Source organism: Micromonospora sp. NPDC003816 (assembly GCF_042874705.1).
GTDB lineage: Bacteria > Actinomycetota > Actinomycetes > Mycobacteriales > Micromonosporaceae > Micromonospora.
Genome location: NZ_JBIANP010000002.1, coordinates 773388 through 788521, shown reverse-complemented (window position 1 = coordinate 788521; position 15134 = coordinate 773388). Strand labels below are relative to the sequence as shown.

The following is a 15134-nucleotide window of genomic DNA, read 5'->3' as shown; positions in this document are numbered from 1 at the left end:
TGGTGGTCCGGCATGAGGCTGTCGAAGCCTGTCGAGATCTTCGACCGCGACGCGGAATGGGCCGAGCTGACCCGTTTCGCGACCGACGTTCGCCCAGGTGCAACGCTCGGAGTCGTCAGCGGGCGCCGCCGCCAGGGCAAGACCCTGCTTCTGTACGAGTTGGCAAAGGCCACCCGCGGGTTCTACTTCGGGGCGACCGAGGCGACGCAGGCCGAGTCCCTTCGGCGACTCGGTGACGCTCTCGGCCGGTACGCCGGCAGCCCGGGCCCGGTGCAACTGTCGGACTGGCAGCATGCCGTTGACGCCCTGCTCGCCTTGGGCGAGGAGCGTGCCGTCACCGTGGTGATCGATGAGTTCCCCTACCTGGCCAGGGCCAGCCGGGATCTTCCGTCGATCATCCAGCACGCACTCACCCCTGGCCGACCTGAGCGCACCGGCTCACGTACCCGCCTTCTCCTGTGCGGATCGGCGCTCTCCTTCATGGGCGGTCTGTTGGCCGGCTCCGCACCGCTGCGGGGCCGGGCCGGGCTCGAACTGCCGATCGCGCCGCTGGACTACCGCGCCGCAGCGGAGTTCTGGGGTATCGGTGACCCGCGACTCGCCGTCCAGGTGTTCGCCATCGTGGGCGGCACGCCGGCCTACCGGCGGGAGTACGTCCAGGACGACGCGCCGGAGGGGCCTGACGACTTCGACGACTGGGTGGTGCGCGCCGTGCTGAATCCGGCCCGGCCACTCTTCCGCGAGGCGCGCTACCTGCTCGCCGAGGAACCGGATCTGCGCGACACCGCGCTCTACCATTCAGTGTTGGCTGCGGTCGCCGAGGGCAGCGCCACCCGGGGCGGCATCGCCGGTTTCATCGGGCGCAAAGCCACCGACTTGCAGCATCCGTTGACGGTCCTGGAAGACGCCGGGCTGCTCGTGCGGGAGCCTGACCCGCTGCGTAGCGGGCGTAGCCGGTACCGGATCGCCGAGCCGTTGATCACCTTCTACCAGGCTCTGATGCGTCCGGCATGGACCGCTCTGGAGCAGCGCCGTGGCGCGGACGTCTGGCGCCGATCCCAGCAGCGATACGCGAGCGCGGTGCTGGGCCCCGGCTTCGAGGAGATGGTCCGGCAGTGGACGCTGCGTTTCGTCGCCCCCGAAACGCTGGGTGGCATCGCCGCCGAAGTGCAGGCGGCGGTGCTGACGGACCCGGCGAGCCGGACGAGTCAGGAACTCGACCTGGTGGCGCTCGGGGAACTGCCGGCAGGTGACGGCCCACGACCATTGCTGGCCCTGGGGGAGGCCAAGTGGGGTCGTACGCTGGGCCGCTCAGATTTCGAACGGCTGGTCCGGGCACGTGAGCTGCTGCGGGGGCGGCCCGGTCTCGATCTGGATCACACGCGGTTGTTGCTCGCCAGCGCTGCGGGGTTCACCGACGAGCTGCGGCAGCTAGCCGTCAGCCGACCGGACGTGGTCCTGGTTGATGCCGCCCGGCTCTACTCCGGCGAGTGAACCGGCTGCCGGCCCTGGTCGGCGCCGTAGTCACCAGTCCCTGCCGAGGCGGCTCAGGGTCTCGTCGACGCGCAGCGTGATCTGGTAGGCGATCTCCGGCACGTCGGCCAGGTCGATGCGCTCGGCACGCATCTCCAGCTGCGCGTGCAGTTCCCGGGCGATCGCGTCGCGGAGACTGGTGAGCAGCGGCGACAACCCGTCCGGGTCACCGACGACGTACGCGTCCGACATGCGCCAATCCTGCCGTCCCCGACGCCCGCCGCCCCAGCACCTGTGAGATTTCCCGTCCGTGCTCTGCCTCCGCCGAGGAGATCTTGGACAGTTTCCGTTATCTATGAACGGCAACTGTCCAAGATCTCAAACGTCGACGCGTCGGTGCCGGGACTGTTGCAGACCTCGGCGTACGCCCGCGCGTTGTTCCGCAGCGTCGGGCTCTACGACGAGGCGGAGGTGGAGCAGCGGGCGTCGGCCCGGCTGGAGCGGCAGGCGGTGCTGACCGGCGAGCGTCCGCCGCAGCTCGTCGCGGTGCTGGACGAACACGTGCTGCGTCGCCCGGTCGGCGGCCCGCTGGTGATGCGGGAGCAGTTGGGCCGCTTGGTCAAGCTGGCCACCGAACAGCCCCGGGTGCGGCTGCACGTGGTGCCCGCCTCGGTCGGCGCGTATCCAGGTGTCGCCGGGGCTTTCGTGCTGGCTACCCTTCCCGGTGGGGAGTACGTCGCCTACCTGGATGACCAACTCAAGGGTCAGGTCATCGACGACACCGAGGACGTGCTGGCGATCCGGGCGTCCTGGGAGGCGATCCAGGGCGAGGCGCTGCCGCCCCGGCAGTCGATCGAGTTGTTGACGGAGGTGGCGGAGCTGACCGGTGCCCGGTGGCGCACCAGCACCCGGAGCAGCACCAACGGCGGCAACTGCGTCGAGGTGGCCGACAACCTGCCCGGCGTGGTCGCCGTACGCGACAGCAAGGACCGGGACGGCGAGGTGCTGATCTTCGGCCCGGCCGCCTGGCGCGCGTTCGTGGCGCTGGCCCGCAATCGCTGACCTGCCGTCCATCGCCCCGTGGGCCGAATCGGCCACCGGCCGGCCCTGGCCGTGCGGGAGGGGTCAGACCGGTTCGTCGCGGTGGAGCAGGTCGTTGCGGACGGTGGGCGGGACGCGTAGCCGCTCATCCGCGCAGAGTCGCCGCAACTCGTCCGCGTGCCTGTCGGGATCGAGGGTCAGTCGGGCCAGCTCGTCGAAGAGCGTCATCCGCTCCTCGTCGATCGTCTCGTCCGGCTCGGGCATCGCACCCCAGCTGTCCCAGGGCAGCAGTTCCACCGTGCCCAGCGCAGCGGCGTCCCGCATCAGGTTGCCGGCGATCCACCACCAGCCGGCCTCGTCGGTCACGCTGAGACCGAAGGTGTCCGGGTCGGCTCGGCCGGCACGGCACCGCGTCCAGGCATCACCGGCGACCAGGAACCGGTCACGAGGAACGTCGGTGGTGTCGAAGTCGATGCCGAACATCTCCCGCTGGAGGTCGTCGAGCTGGGCGTCGACCATGATCCATCGGTGTTGCTCCGCGTCCCAGTACTCACCGACCCAGTGGTCCTCGTGCCGCCCGGCGTTCAGGTAGTCGCCGAAGCCGCAGCGGGCGCGGGCCGGCACACCACGGGCCCGCAGGACGGTGACCAACAGGACGGTGTAGTGCCGGCAGTTACCCGCCAACCGCTGCTCGGGCTGCCGTGGGACGTCCGGCGGCCGGTCGTCCCGGCCGACGATGCCGGCGAGCAGTTCCTCGGCGGGCCGCACGTGCACGCTGCTCCGGTCGGCGTCGGACAGGGTGACTCCGTACGCCCCGGCGATGTGCTCGTGGATCACCAGTCCCTGAAGGGTCCGGGCGATCCCCGCCGGGTCCGCCGGCACCGCGTCGAGGAGTCCGGCGTACGCCCCGGCGGAGGTCATCCGCCCCGGCCGCGCGTACCGGGAGAGAGTCGTCGATTCGTGGTGCATCCGATCCATTTCTGCGATCAGCTCGAAAGGGCTCGACCAGGCAGAGGTGACCGGTCCGGGATGGGCGGGGCCAGCCCCGGTCACCATCCCGAACCGGCCACGATCAGGACTGAATCTGGACGACGACCGTGACCTCGTCGTTGTCCCGGTCGTCGTCCCACCAGGAGGGGTACGGCCCGGGCATGTTGAGGCTCACCGCGCCGGCCGCACCACCCACGGAGGTGATCCGGACCCCGAAGTCGACCTGATAGGTCTCACCGGCGGCGAACACCGAGCCGGGCACCGCGCAGCGGTACCAGGAGGCGCCGAGTTGCGGCTCGCCGCCGTTCCAACCGTCCTCCGACTCGTAGAGCGCGAAACAGTGGTCGGGCACCGACTCCACGGTCACCCCGGCCGGCACCCGGACGTAGAACGGTGCCACCTCGCCCGCGCCGCTGCGGAAGTCGTCGAGGTCTCCCGCGCCGTTGTTCCGGACCCCGGCCCGCAGGATGGTCGAACCGCCGACCGGGCCGACGACCGGCTCCGCCAGGGCGGCCAGGTCCAGGCTGTTCGGCACGTTGTCGACGTAGAAGGAAGCCCAGTTGTCGCCCGGGTCGATCTCGGGCGTCGGGACGCGGGCCGCTGCGGACGTGGTCCGGCTGGGACGCAGCCTCAGCTTGGTGCCGCCCTCCCGGCGCTGGTAGCCGAGGTGCGTCGGCAGGGCCGCAGCGCCGGCAAGTGGCTCGACGAACTGGTCGAGGCTCTCCCCGGCGTACGCGGAGCTGCCGATCTCGAATCCGAAGCCGCCGGACACCTCCATCGTCGCTCCCGGGCGGACCCGTCCGGTGAGGTCGCAGACGACCGAGGTGCGGTGACCGGTCAGCGGGGCGTACCAGCAGTTGGACCAGGTTGACGGCGTCAACCCCGAGGAGAGGGTGAAGGTGATCCGGACTCCTCTGCTGGTCCGGTTGCCGACGTTCGTGAGCCGGATCGGCGCGGATAACAGATCACCGACCGCAGCCGTGTCGACCCGACCGTCGCCCAGGTTGACCAGGTCCGCGCCGTCACCGACGGACACCGTCGCCGTGGCGACGAAGGGGTCGGCGTTGTCGGCCACCGCTCGGTACGACACGGTGGCGCTGTCGCCCCCGGAGGCACCGGCCAGTGGCCGGAACAGCACCGGGATGCTGCCGATCTGGAGGCTCGAGTCCGGGTCGACGTCCGGTGGGAGCGGGCAGGTGACCTGGGTGCCCGTCGTGGCGCACCAGGCGGGAAACTCGGCGGAAGCCACGCCGAGCAGGCCGGTGAGGTCGACGACGACCCGTGGATTCACCGCGTTCTCGGCGTACACGTAGAGCGGCTTGGCCTTGCCGGGTGCGCCGGCTGCGCCGATCACGACATCGTCGAGCTGGGCCTGGAACCAACCGGATCCGGTCTCGGCCTGGGCCGGAGCACCGAGCGCCACGAGTGAGGCGGTGACCGCCAACACCACGGCGGCTCGTCCCGCACGGGCGTGCGGGCGTCGCGCAGATCGCATGTGACTCCTTGGGTGGAGGGACCCGACGGCACGCCGACGCCACCGGCGGCGGGGCCGTTCGGGAACCATGAGCTTAGATGCGCGGTACGACACCCGACGCCCCGTGCGACGTGATCTCCGCCCGAAAGTCGGCCCGGCTTGGCAGACGGGTCCGGCGGTGCGGGAGACTTGCTGCATGGCGGCTCGTGGGTTCCCGTACACCGATCTGAAGGACTTCCTGGCGGCGTTGGAGCGCGCGGGCGAGCTACGGCGCGTCGGCGTACCGGTCGATCCTGCGCTGGAGATCAGCGAGGTCGTCACGCGGACCGTGCGGGCGGACGGGCCGGCGCTGCTCTTCGAGCGGCCCACCCGGGGCGAGATGCCGGTGGCGATCAACCTCTTCGGCACCGAGAAGCGCACCGCGATGGCGCTCGGCGTCGAGTCGCTGGACGAGATCGGCAACCGGATCGGCGAGATGCTCAAGCCGGAACTGCCGATGGGCTTCTCCGGCATGATGGGCGGGCTGGGCAAGGTGATGCAGCTCAAGTCGATGCCGCCCAAGAAGGTCAAGACCGCCCCGTGCCAGCAGGTGGTCTACCGGGGCGACGACGTCGACCTGAACCGGCTGCCGGGGCTCCAGGTGTGGCCGGGCGACGGCGGCATCTTCCACAACTTCGGGCTGACCCACACCAAGCACCCGGAGTCCGGCAAGCGCAACCTCGGCCTGTACCGGCTCCAGCAGCACAGCCACAACACGCTCGGTATGCACTGGCAGATCCACAAGAACTCCACGGCGCACCACGCCGTGGCCGAGCGGCTGGGCCAACGGCTGCCGGTCGCCATCGCCATCGGCTGCGACCCGGTGGTCAGCTACGCGTCCAGCGCGCCGCTCCCCGCCGACATCGACGAGTACCTGTTCGCCGGGTTCCTGCGCGGCGAGCGGGTGGAGATGGTCGACTGCCTGACCGTCCCGTTGCAGGTGCCCGCGCACGCCCAGGTGGTGCTGGAGGGCTACCTGGAGCCGGGGGAGCGCCTGCCCGAGGGACCGTTCGGCGACCACACCGGCTTCTACACCCCGGTCGAGCCGTTCCCGGTGCTGCACGTCGAGGCGATGACCATGCAGCGTGACCCGGTCTACCACACGATCGTCACCTCGAAGCCGCCGCAGGAGGACCACGGTCTCGGCAAGGCCACCGAGCGGATCTTCGCGCCGCTGCTGCGCTTCCTCATCCCGGACATCGTCGACTACGACCTGCCGGCCGCCGGGGTCTTCCACAACTGCGCGATCGTGTCGATCCGCAAGCGGTACCCGAAGCACGCGCAGAAGGTGATGAACGCGATCTGGGGCGCGCACATGATGTCGCTGACCAAGCTGATCGTGATCGTGGACGAGGACTGCGACGTGCACGACTACCGCGAGGTGGCGTTCCGCGCCTTCGGCAACGTCGACTACGCCCGTGACCTGCTGCTCACCGAGGGGCCGGTGGACCACCTCGACCACGCCTCCTACCAGCAGTTCTGGGGCGGCAAGGCGGGCATCGACGCCACCCGCAAGCTGCCCACCGAGGGCTACACCCGGGGCTGGCCGGAGGAGATGACCATGTCGCCCGAGGTCGTCTCGCTGGTCGACAAGCGCTGGAAGGAGTACGGCATCTGATGGCGACCGCCGCCGTGGAGCCGGCCGAACGTCCCGGGCGCGTGAAGTCCTTCCTCAAGCTCGTGGCGATCGAGCACTCGGTGTTCGCGTTGCCGTTCGCGTACCTGTCGGCGTTGACCGCGATGCAGGTCAACGGTGGCCGGGTGCGCTGGCTCGACCTGCTGCTGATCACCGTGGCGATGGTCGGGGCACGGACGTTCGCGATGGCCGCGAACCGCATCCTGGATCGCCGGATCGACGCGCGGAACCCGCGTACCGCCAACCGGGAGCTGGTCACCGGCGCGGTGAGCCTGCGCACGGCCTGGACCGGCGCGGGCGTCGCCCTGGTGGTCTTCCTGGCCGCCGCCGCCCTGCTCAACCCGCTCTGTCTGGTGCTCGCGCCGCTGGCCGTGGTGCCGTTGGTGGTCTACCCGTACGGCAAGAGGTTCACCAACTGGCCGCACGCCATCCTGGCGCTCGCCCAGGCGGTCGGCCCGATCGGCGCCTGGCTGGCGGTCACCGGCACCTTCGCCGGCTCCGGACCGGCCTGGCTGCTCGGCGCGGCCGTCGGCCTGTGGATCGGCGGCTTCGACCTGATCTACGCCTGCCAGGACGCCGAGGTGGACCGCGAGATCGGGGTGCACAGCGTGCCGTCGCGGTACGGCCTGCGCTTCGCCCTGCACGCCTCCACGGTCTCGCACGTGGTGACGTTCGCCCTGTTCGGATGGTTCGGCGTGCTGGTCGGCTTCGGCTGGCTCTGGTGGATCGGTCTGCTGCTCACCGCCGTCGCCTTCGGCTACCAGCACCTGGTGGTCACGCCGACCGACCTGAGTCGGGTCAACCGGGCGTTCTTCACCGCCAACGGTTTCGTCGGCATCGCCCTGTTCGCCTTCGCCGTGCTCGACCTGGTCGTCCGGCTCGGCCTGCGCCCCTGAACTCACGTGTTAGGAAGGGACCCTTCATCTACCGGAGGCGTTAGTAAGGGGCCCTTCCTTACCCGCGTAGCGGGTGCTCTCCAGCGTCCAGTCGATGGTGCCGCGCAGGGCCCGGGACACCCCGTCGAGATGGGTGGTGACGGCCTCGTCCAGCGCCGGGCCGAACGACGGCACCCGGGACCGCTGGTCGACGAACTCCCGCATCGTCTCGTGCCAGCGCCGGGTCACCGACTCGATCGCGGCCTCCCGGGACAGCCGGTGTTCGGCGGCAGTCGCCAGCACCAGGTTGTGCCCTCCGGCGGTGGCCTCGTCGCGCTCCAGCGAGGCGAGGTCGTTGTACCAGGAGAGCAGGTCGTTGCCGAGGTCCCGGAACCGGCTCAGCGCCGGATGGTGGTAGACCGCGTCGGGCAGGGGCCGACCCGTGACGAACTCGCCCAGCGGATACGACACGTACGCGGCCGAGGTGGCGCGGCGCAGTTCGACGTACTCGGTGACGCCGGGCCGGTGGCCGTCGGCCTTGTTGGCCGCCTCCTGCCAGGTCCCGTCGAGATGGTGGGCGACCGCGTCGGCGAATCGTGCCCGCCAGGGGGCCGGCATCCGGCGGCGCGGCTCCCGCCACGCGGTCACCAGCAGCCGCCGCAACGGCCCGACCAGCCCGGTCTGCGGTGACCGGGTCTGCCCGCCCAACAACGCCAGTACGCCGTCGCGCAGTCCACGGATCTCGGTGAGGGTGAACTGGCCGGGCTTGTCACAGGCGTCGTCGACCAGGAAGAACCAGGTGAACAGCGCGGTGAGCACCCGCAGGTCGGGCTCGTCGGCGTCCGGGTAGAGCCGGCCGGCGTAGCGGGCGAAGCGGGCCCCGGCCAGGAGCCTGGCGGTCGCCGGGTCCACGGTCAGCCCGGTCCGGGGCAGCCAGTGGATCAACCACTCCTGCACGTCGTCCGCGTACGGTGACAGGCTGGACGGGATCGGACACGCGTCCCGCAGCGAGGGCAGGACGTCCCGACTCATCCCGATCCCTCCCCTGAGGTCCGTACCGCATGCGGCACCAGGAGCATGCCAGGTCGCGAAGGGCCCCGCACGCCGATCGGACATCGGTGTCGTAACGCCCGCAGACCGCCGGATCAGGGCAGGTCCCGGGGGTACTGCACCGGCGTCGACGGTGACCAGGCAGGCTTGGGGGATGCGTGAACCATGGGTGGTCGGGGTCTCCGGGGCCTCCGGCACGCCGTACGCGGCCGCAGTCGTCCGCGGGCTGCTCGACGCCGGGGAGTCGGTGGACCTGATCGTCTCCCGGGCCGCCCGGCTGACCGTGCTGGACGAGACCGGCAGACCGTTCCGGGACGCCCACTGGGCCGACGACCTAAGTGCCTGGCTCGGTCGTGACCTGGACGGAGCGGACGTGCGGCACTGGCCCGCCGGTGACCTGGCGGCCGGGCCGAGCAGCGGCTCGTACCCGGTGCGTGGCATGGCGGTGGTGCCCGCGAGCACGGCCGCCTGCGCCGGCATCGCCATCGGCCTGTCCAAGGACCTGTTGCAGCGCGCCGCCGAGGTCAACCTCAAGGAGCGCCGACGGGTCGTGGTGGTGCCCCGGGAGACCCCGGTGACCCGTAGCCACCTGGAACACCTGATCGCGTTGCACGACGCCGGTGCGGTGGTGCTGCCGGCCAGTCCCGGCTTCTACGGCGCGGGAGCCGCGGCCACGGCGGCCCAACTCGTGGACTTCGTGGCCGGCAAGGTGCTCGACGCCCTCGGCGTACCGCACACCCTGTTCCGCAGGTGGGCGGGGAAGTTGAACGCGGACCGGACCTGACGACCGGTCCGCGTCCTGACCCGCACCACTCAGTACATGCCGGCGTTGGCCGGACCTGGGCCGGTCGAGGCGGCTGGGCCGTTGTTGCGTGGTCTGCCCATCTCGTCCGCCTCGTCCAGCATGCCCTCCCCTTCAAGCAGGGCCCGCACCTCGGATTCCCGAAACCGGCGGTGCCCTCCTGGAGTCCGGATACTGCCGATCCGGCCCGCTGCCGCCCATCGCGTGACAGTCTTCGGGTCAACCCGAAACAGCGCGGCGACCTCACCCGGTGTCAGCAGGCGATCTCCAGTGTCCACAGCCCCCTCCTCGCGTCGACGAAGCCCCCGGCTGAACACACTGCCCCCGGCCGGTGCGAGCCCAGAGCCGTCATGAGGGACGTATGGCAATTACAGCACCAGCGAACTGGCCTGTCCGCCAAACGCGAAAAACGCACTGAGTGAGAAGTTAGTAAATGGTAGCGGCGGCACGCCCTTCCGACCCTGGGTATGCGAACTGTCACCCACTGCCATGCCCAACCGACACCGGAGTCCCGGTGTCACACGCCGCCGACTAGGGTCACAGTCCGTGGACGCCATCGACCGCAGCCTCGTGGACCTGCTCCGGGGCAACGCCCGCCTGTCGTACGCCGAACTGGCCCGCCAGGTCGGCCTATCCGCGCCGGCAGTGCACGAACGGGTCGGCAAGTTGGAGTCCGGCGGGGTCATCCGGGCCTACCGGGCCGACGTCGAGCCGGAGGCCGTGGGGCTGGGCGTCACCGCCCTGATCGGCATCGTCGAGGACTCCGGCGCGGACACCGACGACGTGCTGGAGGCGTTCCGGGCGATACCGGAGATCGAGTCCTGCTACTTCATGGCCGGAGTCGAGTCCTTCCTGCTCAAGGCGCGGGTGAGCACCATCGTCGAGCTGGAGCGCCTGATCGTACGGCTGAACCGGACACCCGGGGTGGCCTCCACCCGGACCGGCATCGCCCTGTCGACCAAGTGGGAGAACCGGCCCCAGCCGGTGGCGCAGACCTCGTCCTGAGCGGCTTGCTACCTTTCCGAGCGTGACTCATCTCGACCGGTGCGACGAGGCCTGCCGGCAGTGGGTGACCGAGGCGATCGCCGCCGTCGAGGCGGACGCCAACCGGTCCGCCGACACCCACCTGCTGCCCTTCCCGCTGCCCCGGTCGTGGGGGATCGACCTATATCTCAAGGACGAGTCGGTGCATCCGACCGGCTCGCTCAAGCACCGGCTGGCCCGCTCGCTCTTCCTGTACGGGCTCTGCAACGGCCGGATCGGGCCGGAGACCACGATCGTCGAGGCGTCGTCGGGCTCCACGGCGGTCTCCGAGGCGTACTTCGCGCGGATGCTGGGGTTGCCGTTCATCGCGGTGATGCCCGCCTCGACGTCGCCGGAGAAGATCGCCCAGATCGAGTTCCAGGGCGGCCGGTGCCACCTGGTGCAGGACCCGGCCAAGGTGGTCATCGAGGCACGCTGGCTCGCCGAGGACTCCGGCGGGCATTACATGGACCAGTTCACCTACGCCGAACGGGCCACCGACTGGCGGGGCAACAACAACATCGCCGAGTCGATCTACGCGCAGCTCGCGCTGGAACGCCATCCCGTACCCGCCTGGGTGGTGGTCGGCGCCGGCACCGGCGGCACCAGCGCCACCATCGGCCGGTACGCCCGCTACCGGCGACTGCCCACCAAGCTCTGCGTCGTGGACCCGGAGAACTCCGCGTTCTATCCGGCCTGGCAGGCGGCCGACTGGTCGGTCCGCACCGGCCGGGGCTCCCGCATCGAGGGGATCGGTCGGCCGACCGTGGAGGCGTCGTTCCTGCCCGCCGTGGTGGACCGGATGGTGCAGGTGCCGGACGCCGCCTCCCTGGCCGCCATGCGGGCCGGGTCGGCCGTCCTCGGCCGACGGGTGGGCGGGTCGACCGGCACCAACCTGTGGGGCGCCTTCGGGCTGATCGCGGAGATGCGCGCCGCCGGGCAGACCGGCTCGGTGGTCACGCTGATCTGCGACGCCGGCGACCGGTACGCCGACACGTACTACGCCGACGAGTGGGTGTCCGCACAGGGCCTCGACCTGGCCCCGCACCTGGCGACCGTGCAACGCTTTCTGGCCGACGCTTCCTGGCCGGGCTGAACCGGCCGACGCGTCAGCGGGGCGTCGCGCGCTCCGCCAGTCCGGGGTAGTGCCGCACGTAGCCGTCGGGGTCCACGTCGACGTCGGCGCTGAAACCGTCGCTGGCGTACCGGAACCGGTGTGGGCCCAGCCCGGTGTAGACCTGCTCGGTGGGAAGCACCGTCAGGCTCGGCAGCAGCACCCAGGCCACGTCGATCCGGTGGGTGGTGTCGGCCGGCGCGGTGGTCAGGCCGAGCCGCCGCAGCGGCAGCGTGTTGAACAGCGGCGAGCCGCCCAGGTCGACGTCGAGGGCGTCGGCCAGGCGGTCGGGATCCTCCAGGCCGGGCAGCCCGGCCGGAGCCCGCCCGGCGGCGGAGAGGACCGCGTCCAGGTCACCCTGCTCGGCGGCGGTCACCCGCCACCGTTCGGTCGCCCGTTCCAGGCGTACGCTCCGCCGCCACCCGGCGCCCTCGACCTCGACCTCCAGGCGGACACTGACCCACTCGGAGTCGGTGGCCACCTGGTAGCGGCAGGTGTAGGGCACCGGGTCGACCGCGATCTGGGTGCCGTACGCGGTCAGTCCGGACCCGTCGTCGACCACGGCGTGTTCGGCACCGGCCGTGTCGGACCGGGTCCACAGCAACGACTTCCGCATGGTCGACATGTTTCGGACGTTACGCCACCGCGCCCGGCCCGGCAGGCCATGCGCCGAACGACGATCAGTAGGTGTGTGCCCGGGGACGACCGGCCGACCCGCGCCGGTCCTCGCCCCGCACCTCCGAGCGCCCGCCCCGGTCGGCGCCGAACCGGCGCTCCCCGCGTGGCTGGTCGCCGTAGGAGCGGTCACCGAAGCGGCGCTCCCCGCTCGGCTGGTCGCCGTAGGAACGGTCACCGAAGCGGCGCTCCCCGCGTGGCTGGTCGCTGTAGCTGCGGTCGCCGAAGCGGCGCTCGCCACGCGGCTGGTCGCCGAAGCGACGGTCCCCGCCCGGACGGTCACCGAAGCGACGGTCGCCGCCGGGACGGTCACCGAAGCGACGCGGGCCCCCGGTCGGCCGACCGGGCCGACGCGGCTCCTCCCGCTCCTCGCGTACCGGCACCCCGCTCGGCTCGCGGGCTCCGGTCAGCTCGGCCAGGGCGGCGTCACCGACGCGTACCCGGGTCTGCTCCGGCTCCACACCGGCCTTCTCCATCATCGCCAGGGTGGTGCGGCGCTGCTTCGGCAGCACCAGGGTCGCCACCGCGCCCGCCTCGCCGGCCCGCGCGGTGCGCCCGGCCCGGTGCAGGTAGTCCTTCGGGTCCTTCGGCGGGTCGACGTGCAACACCAGCGAGACACCGTCCACGTGGATGCCCCGGGCCGCCACGTCGGTCGCCACCAACACGTTGGTCCGGCCCTCGCGGAACTCGGCCAGGGTGCGGGTACGCATCCGCTGGGTCTTGCCGCCGTGCAGCCCACCCGCGCGCACGCCGACCGCCGCGAGCTGCGTGACCAACCGGTCCACGCCGAGCTGCGTACGGGCGAAGACGATGGTCCGGCCGGACCGTGCCGCGATCGACGCGGTCACCGGGAACTTCTCCTGCGGCGGGATCAGCAGCATGTGATGGTCCATGGTGGAGACCGCAGCGGTCGCGGGCGCGGTGGAGTGGGTCACCGGGTCGGTCATGAACCGCTTGACCAACGCGTCCACGTCGGTGTCCAGGGTGGCCGAGAAGAGCAGACGCTGGGCGTTCGCAGGCGTCTTCGCCAGCAGCTCCGTGACCTCGGGCAGGAAGCCCATGTCGGCCATCTGGTCCGCTTCGTCGAGCACGGTGACCTGGACGTCGTCCAGGCGGCAGACGCCACGGTCGATCAGGTCGGCGAGCCGGCCCGGGGTGGCCACCACCACCTCGACACCCCGGCGCAGGGCGTCGATCTGACGGTCGTAGGGCACTCCGCCGACGGCGGTCTTCAGGAAGACGCCGACGGCCTTGCCCAGCGGCAGCAGCGCGTCGTTGACCTGCATGGCGAGTTCCCGGGTGGGCACCAGGACGAGGGCACGCGGCCGCATCGGGCGGGCCTGGCCACTCTCGGCGACCCGGGCCAGCAGCGGCAGCCCGAAGGCGAGCGTCTTGCCCGAGCCGGTCTGTCCCCGGCCCAGCACGTCGCGTCCGGCGAGGGCGTCCGGCACGGTCGCGCGCTGGATCTCGAAGGGTGTGGTGATGCCCTGCCGGGCGAGGGCGCGCACGAGCGGGTGGGGCAGCCCGAGTGCGCCGAAGTCGATCGACTGGTCGGGGCCGGCGGCGTCGGCCGGCAGATCGGTGGGAACGTCAGAGGCGGACAGGGGCATGCCAGAGGCAGCGGAGGTGGTCAAGAAATGCCTTTCGAGCGGGGCGCACCTTCGCGATGTCCCGCCACGGCACTGCGCCGCCGGATCCGTCCGCAAGAACGCCCATGGGCGCGCAGGAGCGCGCCAGGTCAGTGATCACCCACCAGTGTACGGCGAGTGTCGACCCCGCGCGGGGACCGGATGGGGGTAGTGGGCGGACTCACCCGCCGTTCACCCCGGCAGAGCGCCGGTCAGACCGCTCAGGGCGTCGTTCGTCAGCAGCACGATCAGCACGCTGAACGCCACCAGCAGGCCCAGCGCGACCGCCAGCACGATCGCCACCCGCAGGGTGTTCCCGGAACGCTCGGCCGGAGTGTCCGTCCAACCCTGCGCCAGAATGTGACCGGTGAGTGACCCGGAGTTCTCCTCGCCGACCGGGAAGGCCACGGTGTTGGCTCCCGACCCGCCCGCGTAGTAGGCGCTGAGATCGGACCCGCCGGGATGGTGCGTCGCCGATCCGGCCGTGCGGGAGCCGTCCGACCGGGGACCGGGACCCGCCGTTGCCCGTGGGTCGGCCGCCGCCGCTGTCCCTGGAACCGCCGCCGACGGCGGGCCCGGGCGGACCACCGGCCTGGTGGCGTCGGGGTCGTCCAGTGGCACCGGCCGGGTCCGGTCCTGGTCGGTGCCGGTAGGAGCCGTCGGCGGCTCGGTCGGAAGCAGCCCTGGCCGTACCGAGGGTCGGGGCGCGCCTGCCGGAGAGCCGGCGCTCGGCTCGTCCCGGCGCCCGCCCGGGGTGGTGGGTGGCGGCCAGATCGGCAGCGCCGGAGCGGGCACCACCGGTGGCGCCGACACCGGCGCTGCCGGTGCGGCGCTGGTGGGTGCTGCCGTGGTCGAGGCTGCCGTGGTCGGCGCGGCGGTGGGTGCGGTGGTGGTCGAGGCTGCCGTGACCGAGGCGAAGGTGGCCGGGGGCGGCGGGAACGGCGGCGCGGGCATCGGGCCGGGCGGCGGCGGTGGCGGCGGCACCGGTGGGCCGGGCGGCGGGGACGGCGGACCCGGCACCGGCGGTGCCGGCCGGGGCGCAGGCGGCGGCGCGGGCACCGGCCCCGGCGGGTACGGCCCGGGCGTCGGCGGTGCCGGCACCGGGACGGGTGGCGTCGGTGACGGCGGATTGGGTCCCGGCACCGGTGCGGGTGGCGTCGGTGCGGGCTCCGCCGGGGCCGGATCCGGCACCGGGTGGGGCTCCGGCGTCGTCGGCTGCGGTGGCTCCGCCGGTCGGTCGGGCTGGGTCGGTCGGCTGGGCTCGGACGACTCCGGGGTGACCGGCGCGGACCGGTAGACCCCGGCGGCCCGACC

The 15134-nt window shown here is 71.8% G+C and carries 16 protein-coding genes; 8 read left to right on the top strand and 8 right to left on the bottom strand.

The genetic code is table 11. The features are described 5' to 3' along the window. The first annotated feature begins 12 nt into the window (after positions 1-12). Positions 13-1494: an ATP-binding protein gene (locus ACFYTT_RS09435; protein ID WP_387258371.1), complete on the top strand. Its 1482-nt coding sequence runs from the start codon at positions 13-15 to the stop codon at positions 1492-1494. Positions 1495-1524: 30 nt separating this feature from the next. Here the strand turns inward: ACFYTT_RS09435 and ACFYTT_RS09430 are convergent, their stop codons facing one another. Then, a complete protein-coding gene (locus ACFYTT_RS09430) occupies positions 1525-1725 on the bottom strand; it encodes a hypothetical protein (RefSeq protein WP_131053182.1) in 201 nt (66 codons plus the stop codon). Between ACFYTT_RS09430 and ACFYTT_RS09425 the strand changes: the two genes are divergently transcribed. After that, positions 1639-2535: a DUF397 domain-containing protein gene (locus ACFYTT_RS09425; protein WP_387258369.1), complete on the top strand. Its 897-nt coding sequence runs from the start codon at positions 1639-1641 to the stop codon at positions 2533-2535. The two genes, ACFYTT_RS09430 and ACFYTT_RS09425, sit on opposite strands and share 87 nt — an antisense overlap. A gap of 63 nt (positions 2536-2598) precedes the next feature. Here the strand turns inward: ACFYTT_RS09425 and ACFYTT_RS09420 are convergent, their stop codons facing one another. Next, complete coding sequence (locus ACFYTT_RS09420) at positions 2599-3483, bottom strand: transglutaminase-like domain-containing protein (protein ID WP_387258367.1); 885 nt, start codon at positions 3481-3483, stop codon at positions 2599-2601. A gap of 103 nt (positions 3484-3586) precedes the next feature. Further along, positions 3587-4999 (bottom strand): hypothetical protein, encoded by a 1413-nt coding sequence (locus ACFYTT_RS09415; RefSeq protein WP_387258366.1) that lies wholly within the window; start codon positions 4997-4999, stop codon positions 3587-3589. A 175-nt stretch (positions 5000-5174) separates the two neighbouring features. Between ACFYTT_RS09415 and ACFYTT_RS09410 the strand changes: the two genes are divergently transcribed. Together ACFYTT_RS09410 and mqnP are read left to right on the top strand one after the other, a co-directional pair. Next, positions 5175-6635, top strand: coding sequence for a menaquinone biosynthesis decarboxylase (locus ACFYTT_RS09410; RefSeq protein ID WP_131053186.1), 1461 nt, complete (start codon positions 5175-5177; stop codon positions 6633-6635). Further along, positions 6635-7549, top strand: coding sequence for a menaquinone biosynthesis prenyltransferase MqnP (gene mqnP / locus ACFYTT_RS09405; protein WP_131053187.1), 915 nt, complete (start codon positions 6635-6637; stop codon positions 7547-7549). The genes ACFYTT_RS09410 and mqnP overlap by 1 nt, the downstream gene beginning before the upstream one ends. 24 nt (positions 7550-7573) lie before the next feature. Here the strand turns inward: mqnP and ACFYTT_RS09400 are convergent, their stop codons facing one another. Beyond that, entirely contained in the window at positions 7574-8560 is a 987-nt protein-coding gene (locus ACFYTT_RS09400; RefSeq protein ID WP_387258364.1) for a terpene synthase family protein, read from the bottom strand. A 172-nt stretch (positions 8561-8732) separates the two neighbouring features. Between ACFYTT_RS09400 and ACFYTT_RS09395 the strand changes: the two genes are divergently transcribed. Further along, a complete protein-coding gene (locus ACFYTT_RS09395) occupies positions 8733-9362 on the top strand; it encodes a UbiX family flavin prenyltransferase (protein ID WP_131053189.1) in 630 nt (209 codons plus the stop codon). Positions 9363-9391: 29 nt separating this feature from the next. On the opposite strand, the gene ACFYTT_RS09390 is transcribed toward ACFYTT_RS09395, so the two are convergent. Beyond that, the gene (locus ACFYTT_RS09390) at positions 9392-9658 is read right to left on the bottom strand and encodes a BldC family transcriptional regulator (RefSeq protein WP_131053190.1); all 267 of its coding nucleotides are present in this window, start codon (positions 9656-9658) and stop codon (positions 9392-9394) included. A gap of 268 nt (positions 9659-9926) precedes the next feature. On the opposite strand from ACFYTT_RS09390, the gene ACFYTT_RS09385 reads away from it, so the two are divergent. Continuing rightward, entirely contained in the window at positions 9927-10385 is a 459-nt protein-coding gene (locus ACFYTT_RS09385; protein WP_387258362.1) for an Lrp/AsnC family transcriptional regulator, read from the top strand. Positions 10386-10407: 22 nt separating this feature from the next. After that, positions 10408-11499 (top strand): PLP-dependent cysteine synthase family protein, encoded by a 1092-nt coding sequence (locus ACFYTT_RS09380; protein ID WP_387258361.1) that lies wholly within the window; start codon positions 10408-10410, stop codon positions 11497-11499. Positions 11500-11512: 13 nt separating this feature from the next. On the opposite strand, the gene ACFYTT_RS09375 is transcribed toward ACFYTT_RS09380, so the two are convergent. The 3 genes from ACFYTT_RS09375 to ACFYTT_RS09365 all read right to left on the bottom strand — a co-directional run bounded on the left by ACFYTT_RS09375 (position 11513) and on the right by ACFYTT_RS09365 (position 14228). Continuing rightward, complete coding sequence (locus tag ACFYTT_RS09375) at positions 11513-12142, bottom strand: putative glycolipid-binding domain-containing protein (RefSeq protein WP_387258359.1); 630 nt, start codon at positions 12140-12142, stop codon at positions 11513-11515. A gap of 55 nt (positions 12143-12197) precedes the next feature. After that, positions 12198-13826 (bottom strand): DEAD/DEAH box helicase, encoded by a 1629-nt coding sequence (locus tag ACFYTT_RS09370; protein WP_387258357.1) that lies wholly within the window; start codon positions 13824-13826, stop codon positions 12198-12200. Between the two features lie 186 nt (positions 13827-14012). Continuing rightward, the gene (locus ACFYTT_RS09365; protein WP_131053194.1) at positions 14013-14228 is read right to left on the bottom strand and encodes a hypothetical protein; all 216 of its coding nucleotides are present in this window, start codon (positions 14226-14228) and stop codon (positions 14013-14015) included. Positions 14229-14463: 235 nt separating this feature from the next. On the opposite strand from ACFYTT_RS09365, the gene ACFYTT_RS09360 reads away from it, so the two are divergent. Beyond that, positions 14464-15117, top strand: a complete 654-nt coding sequence (locus ACFYTT_RS09360; RefSeq protein ID WP_387258355.1) for a hypothetical protein — start codon at positions 14464-14466, stop codon at positions 15115-15117. Positions 15118-15134: the final 17 nt, after the last annotated feature.

Excerpts from the sequence above, each read along its gene's own strand:
- ACFYTT_RS09430 (WP_131053182.1), bottom strand. The coding sequence starts at position 1,725 with ATGTCGGACGCGTACGTCGTCGGTGACCCGGACGGGTTGTCGCCGCTG.
- mqnP (WP_131053187.1), top strand. The coding sequence starts at position 6,635 with ATGGCGACCGCCGCCGTGGAGCCGGCCGAACGTCCCGGGCGCGTGAAG.
- ACFYTT_RS09375 (WP_387258359.1), bottom strand. The coding sequence starts at position 12,142 with ATGTCGACCATGCGGAAGTCGTTGCTGTGGACCCGGTCCGACACGGCC.
- ACFYTT_RS09395 (WP_131053189.1), top strand. The coding sequence starts at position 8,733 with ATGCGTGAACCATGGGTGGTCGGGGTCTCCGGGGCCTCCGGCACGCCG.
- ACFYTT_RS09410 (WP_131053186.1), top strand. The coding sequence starts at position 5,175 with ATGGCGGCTCGTGGGTTCCCGTACACCGATCTGAAGGACTTCCTGGCG.
- ACFYTT_RS09435 (WP_387258371.1), top strand. The coding sequence starts at position 13 with ATGAGGCTGTCGAAGCCTGTCGAGATCTTCGACCGCGACGCGGAATGG.
- ACFYTT_RS09400 (WP_387258364.1), bottom strand. The coding sequence starts at position 8,560 with ATGAGTCGGGACGTCCTGCCCTCGCTGCGGGACGCGTGTCCGATCCCG.
- ACFYTT_RS09415 (WP_387258366.1), bottom strand. The coding sequence starts at position 4,999 with ATGCGATCTGCGCGACGCCCGCACGCCCGTGCGGGACGAGCCGCCGTG.
- ACFYTT_RS09420 (WP_387258367.1), bottom strand. The coding sequence starts at position 3,483 with ATGCACCACGAATCGACGACTCTCTCCCGGTACGCGCGGCCGGGGCGG.